This window comes from Hymenobacter sp. 5317J-9, from assembly GCF_022921075.1.
In the GTDB taxonomy this organism is placed as follows: Bacteria; Bacteroidota; Bacteroidia; order Cytophagales; family Hymenobacteraceae; genus Hymenobacter.
On the sequence record NZ_CP095050.1, the window covers coordinates 2,766,573 to 2,782,768 of the forward strand.

A 16,196-nucleotide genomic window follows, 5' to 3' on the forward strand; every position below is an offset into this window, starting at 1 on the left:
CCAAAGCAGGGCGCGGATTGCCCGAAAGGTAGGCGGCAAAGCCGAAACCGCGATTGGGAAGCTACTTTTGCGCCGATGTCGTCCGAAGCGTTGATTCCCGATTTGTCGTTGTTGTTGAAGAAAGCCGGGCGCCTGCTGCTACAGGTGGTGGCCGCGTTGTTTCTGGCCTCGGTGGCCTGGGTGCTGATGTACCGCTGGGTGGCCCCGCCCGCCACCTGGCTCATGCTGGACCGCCGGGCGCACGCGCCGGTGGGGCTGGGTTACTACGGCATTCAGCCCGAGCCGCGCCACATCAACTACCAGTTTCGCACCCTTGATGAGGTGGCGCCGGCCGTGCCGCTGGCCCTGGTGGCGGCCGAGGACCAGCGCTTTCTCCTTCACCACGGCTTCGACTTTGATGCGCTGACCAAGGCCGCGAAGCGCAATTGGAACGGCGACGGCACCCACATCGTGGGCGGCAGCACCATCTCGCAGCAGGTGGCCAAAAACGTGTTTTTGTGGCACGGGCGCAGCTACGTACGCAAAGCCGCCGAAGCCTATTTCACGGTGCTGATTGAGTTTTTGTGGAACAAGCGGCGCATCATGGAGATGTATCTGAGCGTGGCCGAGATGGGCGACTGCACCTTTGGGGTGGAGGCGGCCAGCCAGCGCTACTTTGGCAAGCCGGCCAGCCGCGTGACTACGGCCGAAGCCGCCCTGCTGGCCGGCGTGCTGCCCAATCCCCTGCGCTTTCGGGCTTCCAACCCCGGCCCGGTGGCGCGGGCCAAGCAGCAGCGCGTGATGCGAAATATGCGCCGCCTGGGCGGCGTCACCTACGTCAATACCCTGCTCAACAAATAGCCATGACGCCGATGTTGCCTGCTTTGAAATGGCTGCGCCTGACCGGCGCGGCCCTCGCCCTGAGTGGCTGCGCAACTACGGCGCCCGCGGCCCTTATGCCGCAGCGCAGCGTGGAAGCCCAGCAGGCCATTCGGGAAGTGCTCACCACCCAGGCCGCGGCCTGGAACCGCGGGGACATTCCGGGCTTTATGCAGGGCTACTGGAAGTCGGACTCGCTGGTGTTCATCGGCCGCAAGGGGCCCACGTATGGCTGGCAGCCCACGCTGGACAACTACGTGAAAAATTACCCCAATGCCGCGGCCATGGGCCAGCTCGATTTTAGCGGGCTGCGCATTACGCTGCTGGCGCCCACGGCGGCGCAGGTGGTGGGGCAGTGGCACCTGGCCCGGCCGGTGGCCGGCGACGTGGGCGGGTACTTCCTGCTGGTGCTGCGGCAGGTGGACGGGCAGTGGAAGGTGGTGGCCGACCATACGAATAGCGCGCAGTAGGGGCGGGGGCGTGGGCCGTAGTCGAAAAAGACCGTCAAGCTGAGCGCAGTCGACGCATCTCGCGGGTGGTATTAAACCCTATCGATTGGGCTACTGCCGCACGCGAGATGCTTCGCTGCGCTCTGCATGACGGCCTTACATGCTCGCTTGCCGAATTGGCGCTTAGGCGGGCTTGACGGGGGCGGCGCTGGTGGCGGAGCCGGGGCGGTCGATGGTTTGGCGGGCGGCTACTACGCGGTTGTAGAAGTCGGGGGCGCGGCGCTCGTACTTGCGGAGCTGGCGCATGAGGCGGTCCTGGAGCAGAGTGCCCAGCTCGGCGAACTCGGTGCGGAGGCTGGCGCGGGCGGTTTTGCCGTCGATGATGGCGGTGCGGGGCTGGGTTTTGAGGTCGTTGAAGGCGGCGAGGGCGTCTTGCAACTCCTGGGTGCGGGCGGGGGTGAGGTCGTAGTCGGCTTTGAGGGTGGCTTTGTGGGCGGCGTCCTGGGTGGCCTGGTAGAGGGCGGTGGCGGCGTCGGTGAGGCGGGAGCCGCGCAGCTTCTCGAAGTCGCTCTGGCTGTAGTCGGCGAGGGCTTGCAGGCTGGGGTTGCGCTGCTCGGTGGCGTAGCTGAAGACGTCGCCGGCGATTTCGGCGGCTACCTGGGCCAGGTGGGTGCGGGCCTGCTCTTTGCTGCTGGGCTGGCCGGCGGTGCTAATGGCGGCGCTACGCTGCACCTGCTGACGCAGGGGCGCGAGGTCGGCAATGATGGTTTGCAGGCGGGCCACCACGGCTTGCAGGGCCTTTTCGGAGGCGTAGGGGGTGGCATCGTGGGTGAGGGCGGCCACGAGGGTTTCGGCGGCGGTGAGGCGGTTGTCTTGTTTGGCGGTGAGCATGGCGGGTAGGAAATAAGGTGAGACTTGGACGCGAAGCTTTGAGGCGGCAGCCCGGGACCCTGCGGCCGGGGCGCGGGGCGTTGCGGCGGGGGCGCGGCACCTTGCGGCGCAGGCGCGGGCCGTTGGGGCGGGAGCGAAAGAGGCTGGGGCGGGGGCGCGGGCCGGTGTGGCGGGGGCGCGGGCGGGTGAGGCGAGGTAGAAGCTGGGTGAGGCGGAAAGGTGGACGCTAGTTAAATAAAGGTATTGGAATAGTGAAGTGACAGGTAATAAAAAAAAGCCCCGCCGTGGGGCGGGGCTTAGATTGGGACGCAGGATGTGGAGCAATTAGTTATCCCTACCGGTTAGGCGTCGGGAGCCGGGTGGGCGGCGTCCCACTCGCGCATGAGGCGTTCGGTGCCTTGCAGGGCGGCGAGCAGGCGCTGGTAGTGGCGGCCTTCCTCGAAGGTGAGGGTGCGGCCCTGGCGGTCTTTTAGCCATTTCTGGGCGGGCTGGTAGCCGCCGATGGGCAGAGCCCACACGTCGGGGGCCACGGGCTCGACGTAGAGGCTGGCGTTGAGGTAGACGCGCTGAGTGGCGGCGTCGTAGCGGGGCTTCTCGACCAGGGTGGGGCCATCACCGCCGAAGCGGGTGGGGAGGGGCGCCGGCAGGGCCGCCGGGCGCAGCAGGTGCAGCTCGCGCAGCTGATGGCCGAAGGCAACGACGGCGCGAAACTCCCCGGCCGAGGCGGGCAGGGGCACACGGGGGAAGTCGATGCGCAGCAGCTCGTGGTAGCGGCGGCGGTAGGCGGGCTGGTGCAGGATGCCGTAGACGTAGTCGAGCACGTCTTCGGGGGCGAAGGTGTCGGGGGTGGCTTCGGTTTCGGGCACGAAGCGCAGGCCGGTGGCCGTGGCCAGCCGCGCCACGGCCTCGAGCTTGAGGTTGGGGCGGCGCTGGGCGGGGGCGTAGAGGTCGGCGCTGTCGGGGTAGAGGTAGAGGGGGAAGACAGTGTTGTATTCTCTCGTTTGCAATGAAATGGCATTGCCATCTATTGCCGTTTCAGTTACCATAATGTGCTGAAACGAGGGCATTGAAAGTTGGCGCGTAGTTATCAGGCCAAGATTTTCATTGTTGAAATGACGCATCGTTTCATAGCGAGGATATGCGACAAGCCCTTTTGATTGGTTGTCAAGAATGGTCCATCTATGGTCAAAAGGCCGGTATAAAACTCTTGTTGGATTGAAGTCGATGGATGTGTTTTTACAATGTTGGGCTGCCCATTCAATCTTCCAATCTCTACCATCCGCTGGCAACTGATATTTTTCTCTTACTTCTTCAGTGCCCAAACTTGCGAAATCATCTATCACAAGTTTCAAAGCATCTTTTGATTCTCTAATTGTAGTGCCGTCACGTTTAGTCTGAATTCCACTTGAGTTAGCGTTGAATATTTCACCCAATCCAATGAAGCCACTATAATCTTGGGTAAACTCATTGTCATTAGGTGTAAAAAAATAATTCGGTTCGATAGGATTGAGTGTGTTCCAGGCAGTTTTTGAGAGACTAATCTTTTCTAGCTCCTCATATTTAACAGTCCGTTTCCCATATGAATCAAGATGCTTTACAGTAGCTAAATCCTTTGAACCTGCTGGCGATTTTGACAGGATGAAGATGGAAACGCCCTGCTGAATGTCGAACACATTTTCATCCTTGCTGCCATCGGGCGCAGTGTCCTTTCTCTTTACATCGCCGTGCAGGTTGTAGATGTAGATATAATCAAACGTTTCGAGCAGGTGCTTCCGCATATTGCGGTGCGTCAGCCCATCTAGGAAAGAGTTATTTGTGATGAAGCCGATAACACCCTGCCCGTTCTTCTCAATAAAATGTTCGGCGTAGCGGATGAATTTGATGTAGTCGTCATCCAGATTGATTTTCCGCTCGTTCAGGCCGCGCTTGTAGTCCTGAATCAGGTTTAGAATCCATTCGCCCTTGTTGGTGCTGCTGCTGCTGTACGGCGGGTTGCCCAGCACGACCATGACGGGGGCGTCGCGCTTGATGGTGTTGGCGAGGTTGGATTCGTCGGAGAGCCAGGAGGCGAACAGGGTGTGGGTGTCGGGGTGCGACTCTTCGAGGGCGTTGGTGAGGTACACGCTCAGGCGGGGCGGGGTGGGCTGCTGGCTTTTGTAGCCGAGCTGCCCGAGCAGCAGGCCGAGCTTGAGGTGGCACATGGCGTAGGAGGCCATCATAATCTCGAAGCCGTGCAGGCGCGGAATGAGGTGCTGCTCGACGTACTGGTTCCAGAAACCCGCGCCGCCGCCCAGGCTGGCGTGAATATGGCGCACCACTTCGGCCAGGAAGGTGCCGGTGCCGGTGGCGGGGTCGAGCACCTGCACGCGGGCCACTTCCTTTTTGGCCTTCACCGATTTGCCGGTGGCCTTGCCGTACTTAATTTCGGGCACCAGGATGTCGACGGTGGTTTTGGCGGTGTCGGCCAGGCCCTCGGCGAGGCCGAAGTCGCGGCGCAGCACCTCATCCACGGCCCGCACGATGAAGCGCACCACGGGCTGTGGGGTGTAGTACACGCCCCGGCTCTTTTTGAGGGCTGGGTTGTAGCGGCCGAGGAAGGTTTCGTAGAAATACAGAAACGGGTCGGTCATCTGGGTGCTCTGGCCGAAGCCCTGGAGCAAGGCGGCCACGTCGGCGGCCCGGAAGAGCTCGGCCAGGGCATCGACAATCCAGACCACGCGCTCGTCGAGGTCGGTGCCGGCCACGTAGCTGAAGAGCTTGCGCAGGAAGGGGTTGGAGGCGGGCACCAGCGTGAGGGCTTCCTGGCGCGAGAAGGTGTCGGGGGTGGCGTCGTGCAGGCGGGCGGCAAAGAGGCCGTAAGCAATGGTCTGGGCGTAGATGTCGGCGAACTGCGCTTCGGTCAGGTCGTGGATGAGCATCTGCTTGAAAGCCTCGTACTGGCTTTCGAGCGAACCGGCGGTGGCGGTGGTGAGGCCCGAGGGGCTCACCGTCACTTCGGGGTGGGTGAGGGCCTGCAGCAGCACGTATTGGAGCAGGCGGGCCTTGTCGGCCATGAGCTGGGCAAGGGTTTCGGCCGAGCTGATGCGCTGGCCCTTGGCGGCCGTGAACACCTGCAGCATTTCGGCAAAGGCGGCGTAGTCCTGCGGGCGGGCCTTCACGGGTTGGCCCTTGGTATAGTCGCCGATGCGGACTTCCATCACCTTTTCGCCGCGCTGCCAGAGCTGCCAATGCAGGTAGTCGGTGATGAGCAGGTTGTCGAGCGAGCGGCGGTAGCGGCCAAACTGCTCCTGGTGCCTAGAGTCGTCGATGTTTTCGGGTAGGTCTTTAGCTTCAATGTAGCCGATGGCCACGCCGTCGCGCTGCACCAGAAAATCGGGGGCGCCGCAGGCCTGGCGGCGCGGCTCGTTGGTGACGGCCAACTCGGGGTAGCGGCGCTTGAACAGGGCTTCGACGGCGGCGCGGTAGCTGTGCTCGGTGGCTTTGCCAGTGGCCTCGGTAGCGGCAATGGAAAGGAGGTATTCTTTCATGTAGTGTGTTTTAAGACCGGCAATATAGGTCTCTAAACTCCCTCAATGAGGCTACAACACCAGCCCTAGCACCGCCGCGTGGGCCGCGGCCGTGGCATAGTCGGCCGCCAGCAGCATGGGCACATCCTCACGGCCCAATTCCTCAATAATCGGCCCGACGAGGGCGGCGCGTTCCGGCACCTGCACGTCGCGGATGTAGATGGCGCGAATGCGGCCGGGGTGGCGGCGCACTACTTCACGGTAGATGCGTGCGTCTTCCTGGCCGCTGTCGCCGCAGAGCACGAAGGGCAGGGCGGGGTAAGTGGTGAGGATGTCGTCGATTTCGTGCAGCTTGTGGGCAAAGTGGATGGCGGCCGAGCCCGTGACGCCAGCCGGCACGGGGGCCTTGGGGCGGGCTATGCTGAGGTCGCGCAGCAGGAGCGGGCCGGCGGGGATTTCGTGCAGCTTCAGGAACTCGGCCAGCAGGTCGTAGAGGTTCCAGGGGCTGCTGCTCACGTAGAAGAAAGGGTTGTCGGGGCGGTTGCTACGGCCGAGCTGCAGCCGGCGGTAGAACTCGGCCACGCCTTCGAAAGGCTGTTTGGATTGGGCGTTGCTGAAAAGCACGCGCCCCAACATCTTCACGATGTTGGTGGCACTGGTCTCGAACACGGTGTCGTCGAGGTCGGAAATCACGCCGAACTCGGCGCCGGGCGGCGGCACCAGCACATGGGCGTTGGTGGCAATGGCCTTGGTGGGCAGCTTTAGAAAGGCCGGCAGCCGGGCCACGCGCACCGGCACGGGGTACCAGAGGAAATCATCGGGGGCGGGCAGGGCCTGCGGCTCGATGACGAGGGTGAAGTAGCCTTCGTCATCGGTGCTCACGAGGTGCTGGCTGCCGTCGGGCAGCTCGGCCACGAGGTCAGCCGCGGCCACTTCGCGGCTGTTGAAGCGGCGCACCATGCTGCGGAAATTGCGCCAGGGCGAGTCGGTGGCGGTGGCGGCGGTCAGGCCGGGGTCGGCCAGCAGGCGGCCTTTGATGTAGAACTTGGCAGCGGTGCCGTAGCTGCGGTAGGCGTCGATTTGCAGGGGGCGCAGCCAGCCGCGCCGCGCCGAAAAACGGGTGTAGAGGTGGTCGGTCCACTCCGAGAGGTTGGACAGGGCATTGGGCAGCTTCATGGGGCAAACCTACGGATGAGCGGCTGTAGCGTGGACGCTGTGAGTCCGCGCAGACCGAAATGGTAAGAACGTTCGCCCAAGCGCGGACTCGCAGCGTCCACGCTACAAACAGCCGCGCCGGACACTTTTGCGTAGAAGCTGAACCTTGAATTCCCGTTCTCTTCTCCGCTTTATGTCCACCGCCACTGCTGCCAATCCCAAAACCCGTAAAAAAACCCTGCTGCCGCAAGACGAGGCGCACATTGTGTACAAAGACCCCGCCCGGCAGGCCGAGATGGCCGGTTTGCGCTATGCCACCGACCAAGGCAAGGGCATCAGCCGCAAGCCGACGCGGGCCGGGCATTTCGCTTACTACGATGCCAAGGGCGAGAAAATAACCGACGAAAAAACGCTAACCCGCATCAATGGCTTCGTAATTCCACCGGCCTGGACCGACGTGTGGATATCACCCTCGGCCAACACCCACCTGCAGGTGACGGGCCACGACAACCTGGGCCGCAAGCAGTACCGCTACCACGCGGCCTGGGACGCCATGCGCAGCCTCACCAAGTTTTCGCGCCTGCGCACCTTCGGCGAAAAGTTGGGCCCGCTGCGCGAGCAGCTCCGCAAAGACCTGAAGCGTCCCGACCTCGACCGCGAGAAAGTGGTGGCCCTCGTGCTCACGCTCATGGACCAGTCGTTTATCCGCGTCGGCAATAAGGAATACGCCAAGAAAAACGGCAAAACCAAGCCCAGCTACGGCCTGAGCACGTTGCAGGACAAGCACGTGGCCATCGACGGCGCCGACGTGCGGTTCAACTTTGTGGGCAAAAAGGGAGTGGCGCACGACGTGACCCTGCACGACGCCCGCCTGGCCCGCCTGGTGCGCAAGTGCAAGGAGATTCCCGGCCAGCACCTGTTTCAGTACTATTCGGCCGATGGGCAGCGGCACGCGCTGGAATCGGGCGACGTGAACGAGTACCTGCAACGCCACACCGGGCTGGCGCTTTCCGCCAAGGACTTCCGCACCTGGGGCGGCACCGTGAAAATGGTGGAATGCCTCGAAGCCGTGCTGCGCGAAGAACCCGAACTGGCCCCCGAAAAGGTGATAAAAAAGGCCGTGAAGGAAGTGGCCACCGGCCTCGGCAATACGCCCACGGTGTGCTCCAAATACTACATTCACCCGCAGGTGGTGGAGCTGTTCAAGTCGGGCCAGCTCATTGAATACCTGCGCAAGCACGACGCCGACCCCATGGCCGGCGACCTGTTCTCGCCCACCGAGCGGCTGGTGCTGAAAATGCTGGACCAGGCCTAATTGGTGGCCGGCTATTCCTCGGCGGGCTGGTCGTAAGCGTGCTTGGCCGGGGCGCTGCCCTGGGCAAAGCGCAGGCCGCGGGCACCTTTCGCGGCGCGCAGCTCGTCGGTGCCCGGGCCGCCGTATAGGCGGATTTTGGGTAGGGAAGTGAACGAAGAGCCGTGTTCCTCCACCACAAAAACGTCGTCGCCGCCCAATCCTTCGAGCTGAATCTGCTTCGTTTCGGCGCGCAGAAAAGTGCGCTGGTAGAGCCGGCTAGCTGCCTGGCCCTGCGTGCCGGCTTCATATACTGCTACCATGGTTGAGTCGGCGTAGCGATGAATTTCGAACCGCTCGGCCTGGGCCGTGCCGCCAATGGTGGGGCGGCGCGCCAGCCGCAGGTACCAGCGGTCGGCCAGGGCGGGGAGCTGGGCGCGTCGGCTTTGAAGGGCAGCCGTGATGCGCGGGCCTTCCAAAGCATAGGCCGAGGCGGGTAGGCGGCGTAGGGCGCGGGCGACCAGTGTATCGGGCAGGCGCTGTTGCAGAGCCAGGGCAGCGGCCCGAAACTGGGCCCGCGAAAGCTGATTCAGACCCCGCTCGTCGAGGTATTCCCCGTTGGAAAGCAGGTTTTCCTCGTTGGGAAATCGGGCCGAAAACGTGGTCCAGTGGCGCACGGCTACGTGCCCGATAAGCCAGCCCAGCACGCCATCGTCGAGGCGGTAAAACACCATGTCGCGGTCCTTGGGCAGGGGCGCAATCTGCGTGCTGCCGCCGGCCGAAGTGGCCAGCCAGTTCCATTGCCCGGGGTGCCGGTCCCAGTCGCCCAGCCAGGCATCGAGCAATCGCGCCCGCAGCAGCGCCGGCTGGTCGAGGCGCTGAGCCGGGTTCGTAAACACTTTTTCAAAAGCCTCCTTGCTGCCCAGAATATCGACTTTTTTGCTCTCTGCCACGGGCGAGGAATTTTTTTCTTCCAAATAAGCCAGCTGGCCACGGAAGAGCCGCAGCGAGTCGCCCTGAAACGAAGGGTCGTCGGGCCGCACATAAAACAGGCGCGGGGAGGTGTGCGGCACGCCCGCCGCCGCGGCCAGGGGCGGCACCGTGAGGGCGGCATAAGGATTGGTCGAAGACACGTTGTCGCGCAGCACGTTCACCAGAAAAGTCTTGCGCAGCAGCTTGGGGGTGGCCCGGCTGGGGTCTTTGTCCACCGTGCGCAGCACATAGGCGCGGCCATCGGGGGCCAGCAGGTTGAGGCTGGTGCTGTTGAAGCCCCCGCCCACCTTGCCCGGCCGAAGGCGGTTTTGGGCAAGCTGCAGCACGGGCACCGTGACGGGCGCCGCCCAGGTGGCCCGGTGGTGGCGGCCCACCAGAGCGCCGTAGAGGCGGCCGTGGCGGGCGTATTGGCGGCCCGCCGTGACGCCCCGCACACTGTCGGCGGTGGCGGGCAGGGGCTGCGTCCGCACGGCATCGGGGCGGGCGTCGGGCTGAAAGAAGTTCTGGCGGGCGCAGCCGCCAAGCAGGCCGCTCAGCGTTCCAAAAACCAACAGGACTACGGGTAAGCGGGGCAATATCAAGGGTAAGATTGGCAAGACGGTCGAGCCTTGAACGAAGGCCTCCCGTAAATGGCTGGTGGGAAAGTGGCCCGCGCGGCTAGTCGTCGTTCAGGCGCTCGTAGGCGCGGTAGCTTTTGCGGGGCAGGCTGGGGCGGCGGCCATTGGCGGCCGTCATGTCGGAATCTTCATCGAACAGGTGCAGGCGCCGGGCGCTGCCGCTCAGCAGCAGGCGGTCGTGCCCGGCGCCGCCGTAGAGGCGCAGCGGCATGGGCCGGGCCGTGCTCACCGTCGAAACTTCAAACACATCGTCGCCGCCCAGCGCGTCGAGGCTCAGCTCGTGGGTTTCGCAGGCGTAGTACGTGCGCTGGAAACGCAGGGAATCGCCCGCGTTGTGGCGGGCCAGGGCGGCCGAAAACACGCGCACGGTGGTTGAGTCCGGGAAGCGCTGCACCACAAACCGCTCGGCCTGGGCCGTGCCGCCCAGCGTGGGCGCGTGGGCCAGGGTGAGGTAAAAAGCATCGGCGGCGGCGGGCAGGGCGGTGCGGCGGGCCTTTAGGTAGGACGTCAGCCGCGGGCCTTCGAGGGCAAACACGGCCGGCGGCAACCGGTGCATAGCCCGCTCAAGGAGTGTATCGGGCAGGCGGCGCTGCAAATCGGTGGCCATGCGCCGGAAATCGGCTCGGGTGAGGGCATAAAGGCCCCGCTCGTCAATGAACCGGGACTGCTTCACCAACCCCGGCACGTAGCCGTAGCTGGCCTTAAAGGTGTGGAACTGCGGCGCGATGAACCGGCGCGCGGCCAGCCACGGCACCAGGCCGTCATCAAACCGAAAGTACACCTGGTCGCGGTCTTTGGGTATGGGCTTGTAGCGCACCCGGCCGCCGCGCACCCGGTATGCGGCCCATTCCCATTGGCCTTCGTGCCGGTCCCAGTCGCCAATCAGCAGGTCGAGGAGGCGTGCCCGCAGAAAGGCGGGCTGGTCGATGGTGTGCGAAGGGTGCTCATACACTTTTTTCAGCATCGATTCGCCGCCCAGAAAGTCGGTGGCGCCGGCTAGGTCGGGCGTGCGCGAGGCCAGCACTTCGTACTTCTCTTCCAACAGGGCCAGCTTGCCCCGGAAACGCTCCGAGCCTTCGCCCAGGCCGGTTTCGTCGGGCCGCACGTACACCAGGCGGGGGCGGGCGTGGGGCACCCCGGCGGCGGCGGCCAGCGGCGGCACCGTGAGGGCGGCATAGGGATTGGCAGCCGAGGTGGCGTCGCGCACAGCGTTTAGCAAAAACGTGTTGCGCAGCACCTTGGGCAAGGTTTTGCTGGGCTCTTTTTCGAGGGCGCGCAGGGCAAATTCTCGTTTTTGCGGGCCTTCCAGCGTCATGCTGATGCTTTGGTAGCCGCCGCCCATCTTGCTGGGCCGCAGGCCGCCGGGCACGGCCGTGGCCAGGTCAAGCACCGGCGCCGTGACGGGGGCAGCCCACACGTCGCGGTAGTGGCGGCCCCAAAACCAATAGTAAGTGGGCCAGTGCTGGCTGTAGTGCCGACCCGCGGCGGCCTGCACCGAGTCGGCGCCCGGGGGCAGGGGGGCCGTGCTGCCCGCGCCCACGCGGGCGTCGGGCTGGAAGTAGTCGCGCCGGGCGCAGCCGGCTTCGCCCAAGCCCAGTAGGGCCAGCAGGCAGGCGGCGGCAGTAGGGAAGGGGCGCAAGAAAGAAAAAGGCATCCAGGAAAAAAGGCAGGAAGTATGCGCCTTTAACGCAACCGCGCGGCAAAAGTCGGCCCGTGGTGGTCAGGAGCACAACCGTAGCGCCGGGGTTTGCAGTATACACGGGCTCACATTTGCTCATTCGACCCGCCCAGCGGCGCAGCGGCCCTGAAAAAAATGCCACGTTTGTTTCGGATGTCTCGCGAAGGGCTGCTACGGGTATGGGGCACGGCGGCGGGCGCCGCCGCGGCCGTGGGCCTGGGGCTGGCCGGCTGCTCGCACACGGCGCCGCCCGGCAGCGCCCTAGCTCAGTGGGCGCCCGATTCTGCCACCGTGAAGCTGGCCGCGGGCCCGCAGTATGCCCGCGGGCCGGTGTGGCGGTTTTTCTGGGGAGCGCACTACCGCAGCCTGTGGGCCACGCCCGTCACGGTGCCCGTTATTCGGCTGGCGCGGGCCGAGCTCGACAGCCTGACGCCCATGCGGGCCGGCGGTAGCTACCAGAGCCGCACCCTGCGCCTGCGCACCGCCGCCGGGCACCAGCTGGTGCTGCGCTCCGTGGACAAGGACATGAGCAGGGCCCTGCCCGCCGGCTGGATGCGCAACTGGCTCAGCGGCCTCATGCGCGACCAAACCAGTGTGTCGCAGCCCTACGGCGCCTACGTGGCCGCGCCCCTGGCCGAAGCCGCCGGCGTGTACCACGCCAACCCGCGCCTGGTGTACGTGGCCAATGACCCCGCTCTGGGCAAGTTTCAGCCCGGCTACGCCAACGCCCTGTACCTGCTGGAAGAGCGGGCCGAGGGCGACCAGGAGCACCAGGCCAGCTTCGGCGGCTCGCGAGCCATCTTCAACTCGCGCCGCATGCTGGCGGCCCTGCGCCACAGTCCCAGCTACCAGCCCGATGCCCGCGCCTACCTGCGCGCCCGCCTGCTCGACATCTGGCTCGGCGACTGGAGCCGGCGCGAGGACCAGTGGCGTTGGGCCAGCTTTCTGGAAGGGGGCGGGGTGGTGTTCCGGCCCATTCCGCGCGACCGGGACCAAGCTTTTTTTCGGTTCGATGACGGGGTGCTGACGCGGCTGCTGTCGTGGTTTTTGCCCAAGTTTCAGAGTTTTCACGCCACCATCAAGCCTGGTAGCGTGGAGGGCCTCACCCGCACCGCCCGCGCCCTCGACCGTACCCTGCTGAGCACGCTGACCGCCGAGGACTTTCGGCAGGAAGCCGATTCGCTGCAGCGGCGCCTTAGCGATGGCGCCATTGCGCGGGCCCTCACGGCCGGCCCCGGGAAACGCAGGCGGTGATTGCCGAGCAGTTGGGACCGGCGCTGCGGGCGCGCCGGGCGCAGCTGCCGGCCGTGGCCCGCCGCTACTTTGAGCTGCTGGCCGAAGAAGCCTGGGTGCCGGGCACCGACCGCGCCGAGCGGTTTGAGCTGACCGGCGCCGGACCGGGCCAGCTGCGGCTGCGCGTGCTGGCCATGCGCCAAGCGCGGCCCGACAGCCTGATTTCGGAGCGGGTATACACGCAGCAGGATACCAAAAAGCTGAGCCTGTACGGCCTAGCCGGCAACGACATCTTCACCATTGACGCTACGGCCGCGCCCGGCATGGCCGTGGCCCTCTATCCTGGCGAAGGTCAGGACCAGGTACTGCTGCCAACTGCTGCAAAGGCAGAAGCCGCCAAGCCGCTCGTGCTGTGGTACGGCCAACCGGGCAGCGCCGCCCCCCACCTACCGGGCCTGACCGAGGAAAAGGACCCCGAGCCCTGGCTCAGCGCCACGGCCGCCGGGTGGCTGCGCCGCTACAATCTACAGGACTAAACACGGCTGAAAAGCCCGGCCATGGGGTCGGCCCCGTCCAGCGTGCCCACGCTGCTCAGCACCCGGAAACGGGCAAACAGCTCCTCGCCATACCATCGTTCGCGCCGCGTGAGCTGGATGACTTCGCGGTGCCGGGCGTCGCGGTAGGCGTATTCCTGCATGGCCCGGGCCGATTCCCAAACACTGAACGTGGCCTGCCGCACCACCGGCAGCTCGCCCAAGCCAATGGCGGCCCGCACGCCCACCGCGCCGGCCAGCGCGGCACTGGTGGGCTCCACAAACTGCCAGAACCGCCGCGCCTTGGCCCAGCGGATGCTGGCGCGCGTGAGCACGGCCACCGGCGCCTCGGGCTGAGCCGGGAGCATATCGGTCTCGTAGTCGAAGGGGCGTTGGCCGTCCCACAATCCCTGTGCTTTCAGAGGAGACAATTGCAGGGTCCATAGTTCGGCGCTGCGCTGCCGGTAAGCGGCCCAGAGCGGATGCTGCGCGAAAAAGGCTTCGGCCGCCGCGGCATCGTCCCACACGGCCATAAAGCCGTAACGGTCCAGGTTGGGCCAGAAGCCGAAGCCGTTGCGGGCGCCGCTGCCCAGCAGCTTAAAAAAGCGCAGGCCCGCCACCTTGGCCAGCAGCCGCGGTGAGGTGCCCATTTGGGCCAGGCCCCAGCGCCGGCGGCCGGGCTGAAGCGTGAAAACGGTGAGCGTAGTAAGCGGCATGCAACGAGTAAAGCCAAGTAAACGCCGCGCGGCAACGGCCCCGTGGCGCTGAGACAACAAAAAAAGGCCGGAATTGCTTCCGGCCTTTCTTACAACAATGAGCTTGTGGCCTGACTACACCCGCACCTGGGCGTGCTGGTTCACGTCGTCGTCTTTGCTGGGCTCGCCGGTCACCACGGCGCGCACGTAGGCGTAGGCCTGCACCAGCAGGCTGCTGGGCGAGTCCCAGTACTCGCCCTTGTCGATGGTCACTTTCAGGATGGTGATGCTGGGGTCGTCTTTGCCTTTGGGAAACCAGCCGCGCATGGGCTCGCTCCACAGCTCGTCAATTTTGGCCTGGTCGCGGTAGGCGTTGGCGCGGCCCGAAACGGAGGCGTACACGTTGCTGCTCGGGTCAGAATAGCTCACGTTCACCTGGCTGTCTTTTTTCACTTCAAACACCTTGGCCGAATTGCCATCGGTGAGGAAATACAACGCCTGGTCTTGGCCGGGCTTGATGGTGGCCATGGGGCGGCTGTGCAGGCTGCCGTGCTCGTCGGTGGTGGTGAGCATGGCCATGCGCACTTCCTTGATTTTATCGAACAGCTGGGTCAGGTCGTGGGTTACGGGCGACTTATCGGACATGGGAAGGGGAGTGGAAATGGTGAAAGAACCGGCCGGCGGGTTTGGGCCAGCGGCCGATGGGCTTACGGCAGCCGGGCGGGCGGGGTTGAACAAAAGCCCGGTTGTGCCCTTACCTTCCGGCCCGCAATGAACTTTCTGGCCCACCTGTTTCTCTCCGGCCCGCCAGCGGCCCCCGACTACGCCGACCTGCTGGTGGGCAACTTCATCGCCGATTCCGTGCCCGGCCGCCAGCTCGAACACTATCCCGCCGCCGTGCAGGCTGGCATCCGCCTGCACCGGGCCATCGACACCTTCACCGACCAGCACGCCGTGGTGCGCCGCAGCACCCAACGCCTGCGCGAGGCCGGCCACGGCAAATACGCCGGCGTCATTTCCGACGTGTTTCTGGACCATTTCCTGGCCCGTGGCTTTGAGGACTTTTCGGCCGAAGCCCTGCCCGACTTTGCCCAGCGGGTGTACGCCCTGCTCACGGCCCGCCAGGCCGAGATGCCGCCCCGCGTGCAGCACTTCCTGCCCTACATGACCGAGCACAACTCGCTGCTGGGTTACACGCAGGTGGAGGGCATCCGCCGCGCCCTTGGCGGCCTGAGCCGCCGGGCCAGCGCCGGCTCGGGCATGGAAACGGCCGCCGCGGAGCTGGAGCGGAACTACACGGCGTATGAGGAGGACTTCAGGGAGTTCTTCCCGCAGCTCCAGCAGCGGGTAGCGGCGTTTATCGGCACGGTGTAGAGTCGCGACACTTCGCGTCTTTGGGTCCGCGCCGTTTGATTCAATTGTTCAGGCATTTTCGTGCAATGCCGAGACGCGAAGTGTCGCGTCTTTACAACCGCAAAAAGCCCCGGCACTGTGCAGTGCCGGGGCTTTTTCGTTTCAGGGCTGGTCGTTGCGGTCGCAATTACCGCCGGGGGCTTGCCTAGTGCTGGTGGCCGCCTTCGCCGTGCACGTGGCCGTGGGCCAGCTCTTCGGCGGTGGCGTCGCGCACGTCCTGCACCTTGCCGGCGAAGTGCATCACCATGCCGGCCAGGGGGTGGTTGAAGTCCATTTTCACGCCCGTGTCGCCGATGCTCACCACTTTGGCCTGCATGTGGTTGCCTTCGTTATCGGCCATGGGCAGGAAGTTGCCGGGCTGCAGCATTTCCTCGTCCAGTTTGCCGTCGATGAGGAACACCTCCTTGGGGATTTCCACCAGGGCCTGCTCGTCGTAGTCGCCGTAGGCCTGGTCGGGGGTGAGGCTGAACTGAAATTCGTCGCCGGCGTTTTTGCCATCGAGCTGCGACTCAAATTCCTCGGGCAGGCCGCTGTGGCCGAAAAGGAATACCATGGGCGAGTCGGCCTCGGCCGATTCCACCAATACTTTTTCCTGGTTTTCGTCGGTCACGCTGAGGTCGTAGGTGATGGTGACGACTTTGTTGTCGCTGATTGCGGCCATAGAAGTGCGGGCCGGGCATGCCGGCCGGGGAGTGGGTGGTAAGATAAATTTACGGGCAAGATAAGTACGCAAAAACGGGCGGCGCAGCCAACGCGCGGCCGGGATGTTGCAGCTGACCGGACTAAGCGGGCCGTAACCTCGTCCTGCTGGCTGCGTTAAGTCGGCAAGTAGCGGCGGCTGTGCCCTGAGCGTCACCCCGTACTTTTTCCTCCTTTCCTATTCT

General features: G+C 64.8%; 14 protein-coding genes. 6 read left to right on the plus strand and 8 right to left on the minus strand.

Going from position 1 to position 16,196, the window contains the following annotated elements; all coding sequences use genetic code 11:
* The first annotated feature begins 75 nt into the window (after positions 1-75).
* Together mtgA and MUN81_RS11725 are read left to right on the plus strand one after the other, a co-directional pair.
* The gene (gene mtgA, locus MUN81_RS11720; RefSeq protein WP_245110581.1) at positions 76-840 is read left to right on the plus strand and encodes a monofunctional biosynthetic peptidoglycan transglycosylase; all 765 of its coding nucleotides are present in this window, start codon (positions 76-78) and stop codon (positions 838-840) included.
* 11 nt (positions 841-851) lie between these two features.
* A complete protein-coding gene (locus MUN81_RS11725; RefSeq protein ID WP_245110583.1) occupies positions 852-1,328 on the plus strand; it encodes a nuclear transport factor 2 family protein in 477 nt (158 codons plus the stop codon).
* Between the two features lie 162 nt (positions 1,329-1,490).
* On the opposite strand, the gene MUN81_RS11730 is transcribed toward MUN81_RS11725, so the two are convergent.
* From MUN81_RS11730 to MUN81_RS11740, 3 genes are all read right to left on the minus strand, one after another.
* Positions 1,491-2,198, minus strand: a complete 708-nt coding sequence (locus MUN81_RS11730; RefSeq protein WP_245110584.1) for a hypothetical protein — start codon at positions 2,196-2,198, stop codon at positions 1,491-1,493.
* A 341-nt stretch (positions 2,199-2,539) separates the two neighbouring features.
* Positions 2,540-5,725 (minus strand): type ISP restriction/modification enzyme, encoded by a 3,186-nt coding sequence (locus tag MUN81_RS11735; RefSeq protein WP_245110586.1) that lies wholly within the window; start codon positions 5,723-5,725, stop codon positions 2,540-2,542.
* A gap of 51 nt (positions 5,726-5,776) precedes the next feature.
* Complete coding sequence (locus tag MUN81_RS11740) at positions 5,777-6,880, minus strand: phosphatase domain-containing protein (RefSeq protein ID WP_245110588.1); 1,104 nt, start codon at positions 6,878-6,880, stop codon at positions 5,777-5,779.
* Between the two features lie 172 nt (positions 6,881-7,052).
* Here MUN81_RS11740 and MUN81_RS11745 point away from each other — a divergent pair, with 172 nt between their 5' ends.
* A complete protein-coding gene (locus tag MUN81_RS11745; protein WP_245110590.1) occupies positions 7,053-8,174 on the plus strand; it encodes a DNA topoisomerase IB in 1,122 nt (373 codons plus the stop codon).
* An 11-nt stretch (positions 8,175-8,185) separates the two neighbouring features.
* On the opposite strand, the gene MUN81_RS11750 is transcribed toward MUN81_RS11745, so the two are convergent.
* Both MUN81_RS11750 and MUN81_RS11755 read right to left on the minus strand, forming a co-directional pair.
* Positions 8,186-9,718, minus strand: a complete 1,533-nt coding sequence (locus tag MUN81_RS11750) for a hypothetical protein (RefSeq protein WP_245110592.1) — start codon at positions 9,716-9,718, stop codon at positions 8,186-8,188.
* Positions 9,719-9,800: 82 nt separating this feature from the next.
* The gene (locus tag MUN81_RS11755; RefSeq protein WP_245110593.1) at positions 9,801-11,414 is read right to left on the minus strand and encodes a hypothetical protein; all 1,614 of its coding nucleotides are present in this window, start codon (positions 11,412-11,414) and stop codon (positions 9,801-9,803) included.
* A 177-nt stretch (positions 11,415-11,591) separates the two neighbouring features.
* On the opposite strand from MUN81_RS11755, the gene MUN81_RS11760 reads away from it, so the two are divergent.
* Complete coding sequence (locus MUN81_RS11760) at positions 11,592-12,692, plus strand: hypothetical protein (RefSeq protein ID WP_245110595.1); 1,101 nt, start codon at positions 11,592-11,594, stop codon at positions 12,690-12,692.
* 11 nt (positions 12,693-12,703) lie between these two features.
* Positions 12,704-13,207: a hypothetical protein gene (locus tag MUN81_RS11765; protein WP_245110596.1), complete on the plus strand. Its 504-nt coding sequence runs from the start codon at positions 12,704-12,706 to the stop codon at positions 13,205-13,207.
* Here MUN81_RS11765 and MUN81_RS11770 read toward each other — a convergent pair.
* Both MUN81_RS11770 and MUN81_RS11775 read right to left on the minus strand, forming a co-directional pair.
* On the minus strand, positions 13,204-13,920 hold the full coding sequence (locus MUN81_RS11770) for a spheroidene monooxygenase (protein ID WP_245110598.1): 717 nt from the start codon (positions 13,918-13,920) through the stop codon (positions 13,204-13,206). The two genes, MUN81_RS11765 and MUN81_RS11770, sit on opposite strands and share 4 nt — an antisense overlap.
* Before the next feature lie 114 nt (positions 13,921-14,034).
* On the minus strand, positions 14,035-14,544 hold the full coding sequence (locus MUN81_RS11775; protein ID WP_245110601.1) for a pyridoxamine 5'-phosphate oxidase family protein: 510 nt from the start codon (positions 14,542-14,544) through the stop codon (positions 14,035-14,037).
* Positions 14,545-14,670: 126 nt separating this feature from the next.
* Between MUN81_RS11775 and MUN81_RS11780 the strand changes: the two genes are divergently transcribed.
* Entirely contained in the window at positions 14,671-15,273 is a 603-nt protein-coding gene (locus MUN81_RS11780) for an acyl carrier protein phosphodiesterase (protein WP_245110603.1), read from the plus strand.
* A gap of 184 nt (positions 15,274-15,457) precedes the next feature.
* Here the strand turns inward: MUN81_RS11780 and MUN81_RS11785 are convergent, their stop codons facing one another.
* Positions 15,458-15,973 (minus strand): FKBP-type peptidyl-prolyl cis-trans isomerase, encoded by a 516-nt coding sequence (locus MUN81_RS11785; RefSeq protein WP_245110605.1) that lies wholly within the window; start codon positions 15,971-15,973, stop codon positions 15,458-15,460.
* Between the last annotated feature and the right edge of the window lie 223 nt (positions 15,974-16,196).

Bases quoted from the DNA above. Each gene is read 5' to 3' on its own strand.
- mtgA (WP_245110581.1), top strand. From the start codon at position 76: ATGTCGTCCGAAGCGTTGATTCCCGATTTGTCGTTGTTGTTGAAGAAA.
- MUN81_RS11725 (WP_245110583.1), top strand. From the start codon at position 852: ATGTTGCCTGCTTTGAAATGGCTGCGCCTGACCGGCGCGGCCCTCGCC.
- MUN81_RS11730 (WP_245110584.1), bottom strand. From the start codon at position 2,198: ATGCTCACCGCCAAACAAGACAACCGCCTCACCGCCGCCGAAACCCTC.
- MUN81_RS11735 (WP_245110586.1), bottom strand. From the start codon at position 5,725: ATGAAAGAATACCTCCTTTCCATTGCCGCTACCGAGGCCACTGGCAAA.
- MUN81_RS11740 (WP_245110588.1), bottom strand. From the start codon at position 6,880: ATGAAGCTGCCCAATGCCCTGTCCAACCTCTCGGAGTGGACCGACCAC.
- MUN81_RS11745 (WP_245110590.1), top strand. From the start codon at position 7,053: ATGTCCACCGCCACTGCTGCCAATCCCAAAACCCGTAAAAAAACCCTG.
- MUN81_RS11755 (WP_245110593.1), bottom strand. From the start codon at position 11,414: ATGCCTTTTTCTTTCTTGCGCCCCTTCCCTACTGCCGCCGCCTGCCTG.
- MUN81_RS11760 (WP_245110595.1), top strand. From the start codon at position 11,592: ATGTCTCGCGAAGGGCTGCTACGGGTATGGGGCACGGCGGCGGGCGCC.
- MUN81_RS11770 (WP_245110598.1), bottom strand. From the start codon at position 13,920: ATGCCGCTTACTACGCTCACCGTTTTCACGCTTCAGCCCGGCCGCCGG.
- MUN81_RS11775 (WP_245110601.1), bottom strand. From the start codon at position 14,544: ATGTCCGATAAGTCGCCCGTAACCCACGACCTGACCCAGCTGTTCGAT.
- MUN81_RS11780 (WP_245110603.1), top strand. From the start codon at position 14,671: ATGAACTTTCTGGCCCACCTGTTTCTCTCCGGCCCGCCAGCGGCCCCC.
- MUN81_RS11785 (WP_245110605.1), bottom strand. From the start codon at position 15,973: ATGGCCGCAATCAGCGACAACAAAGTCGTCACCATCACCTACGACCTC.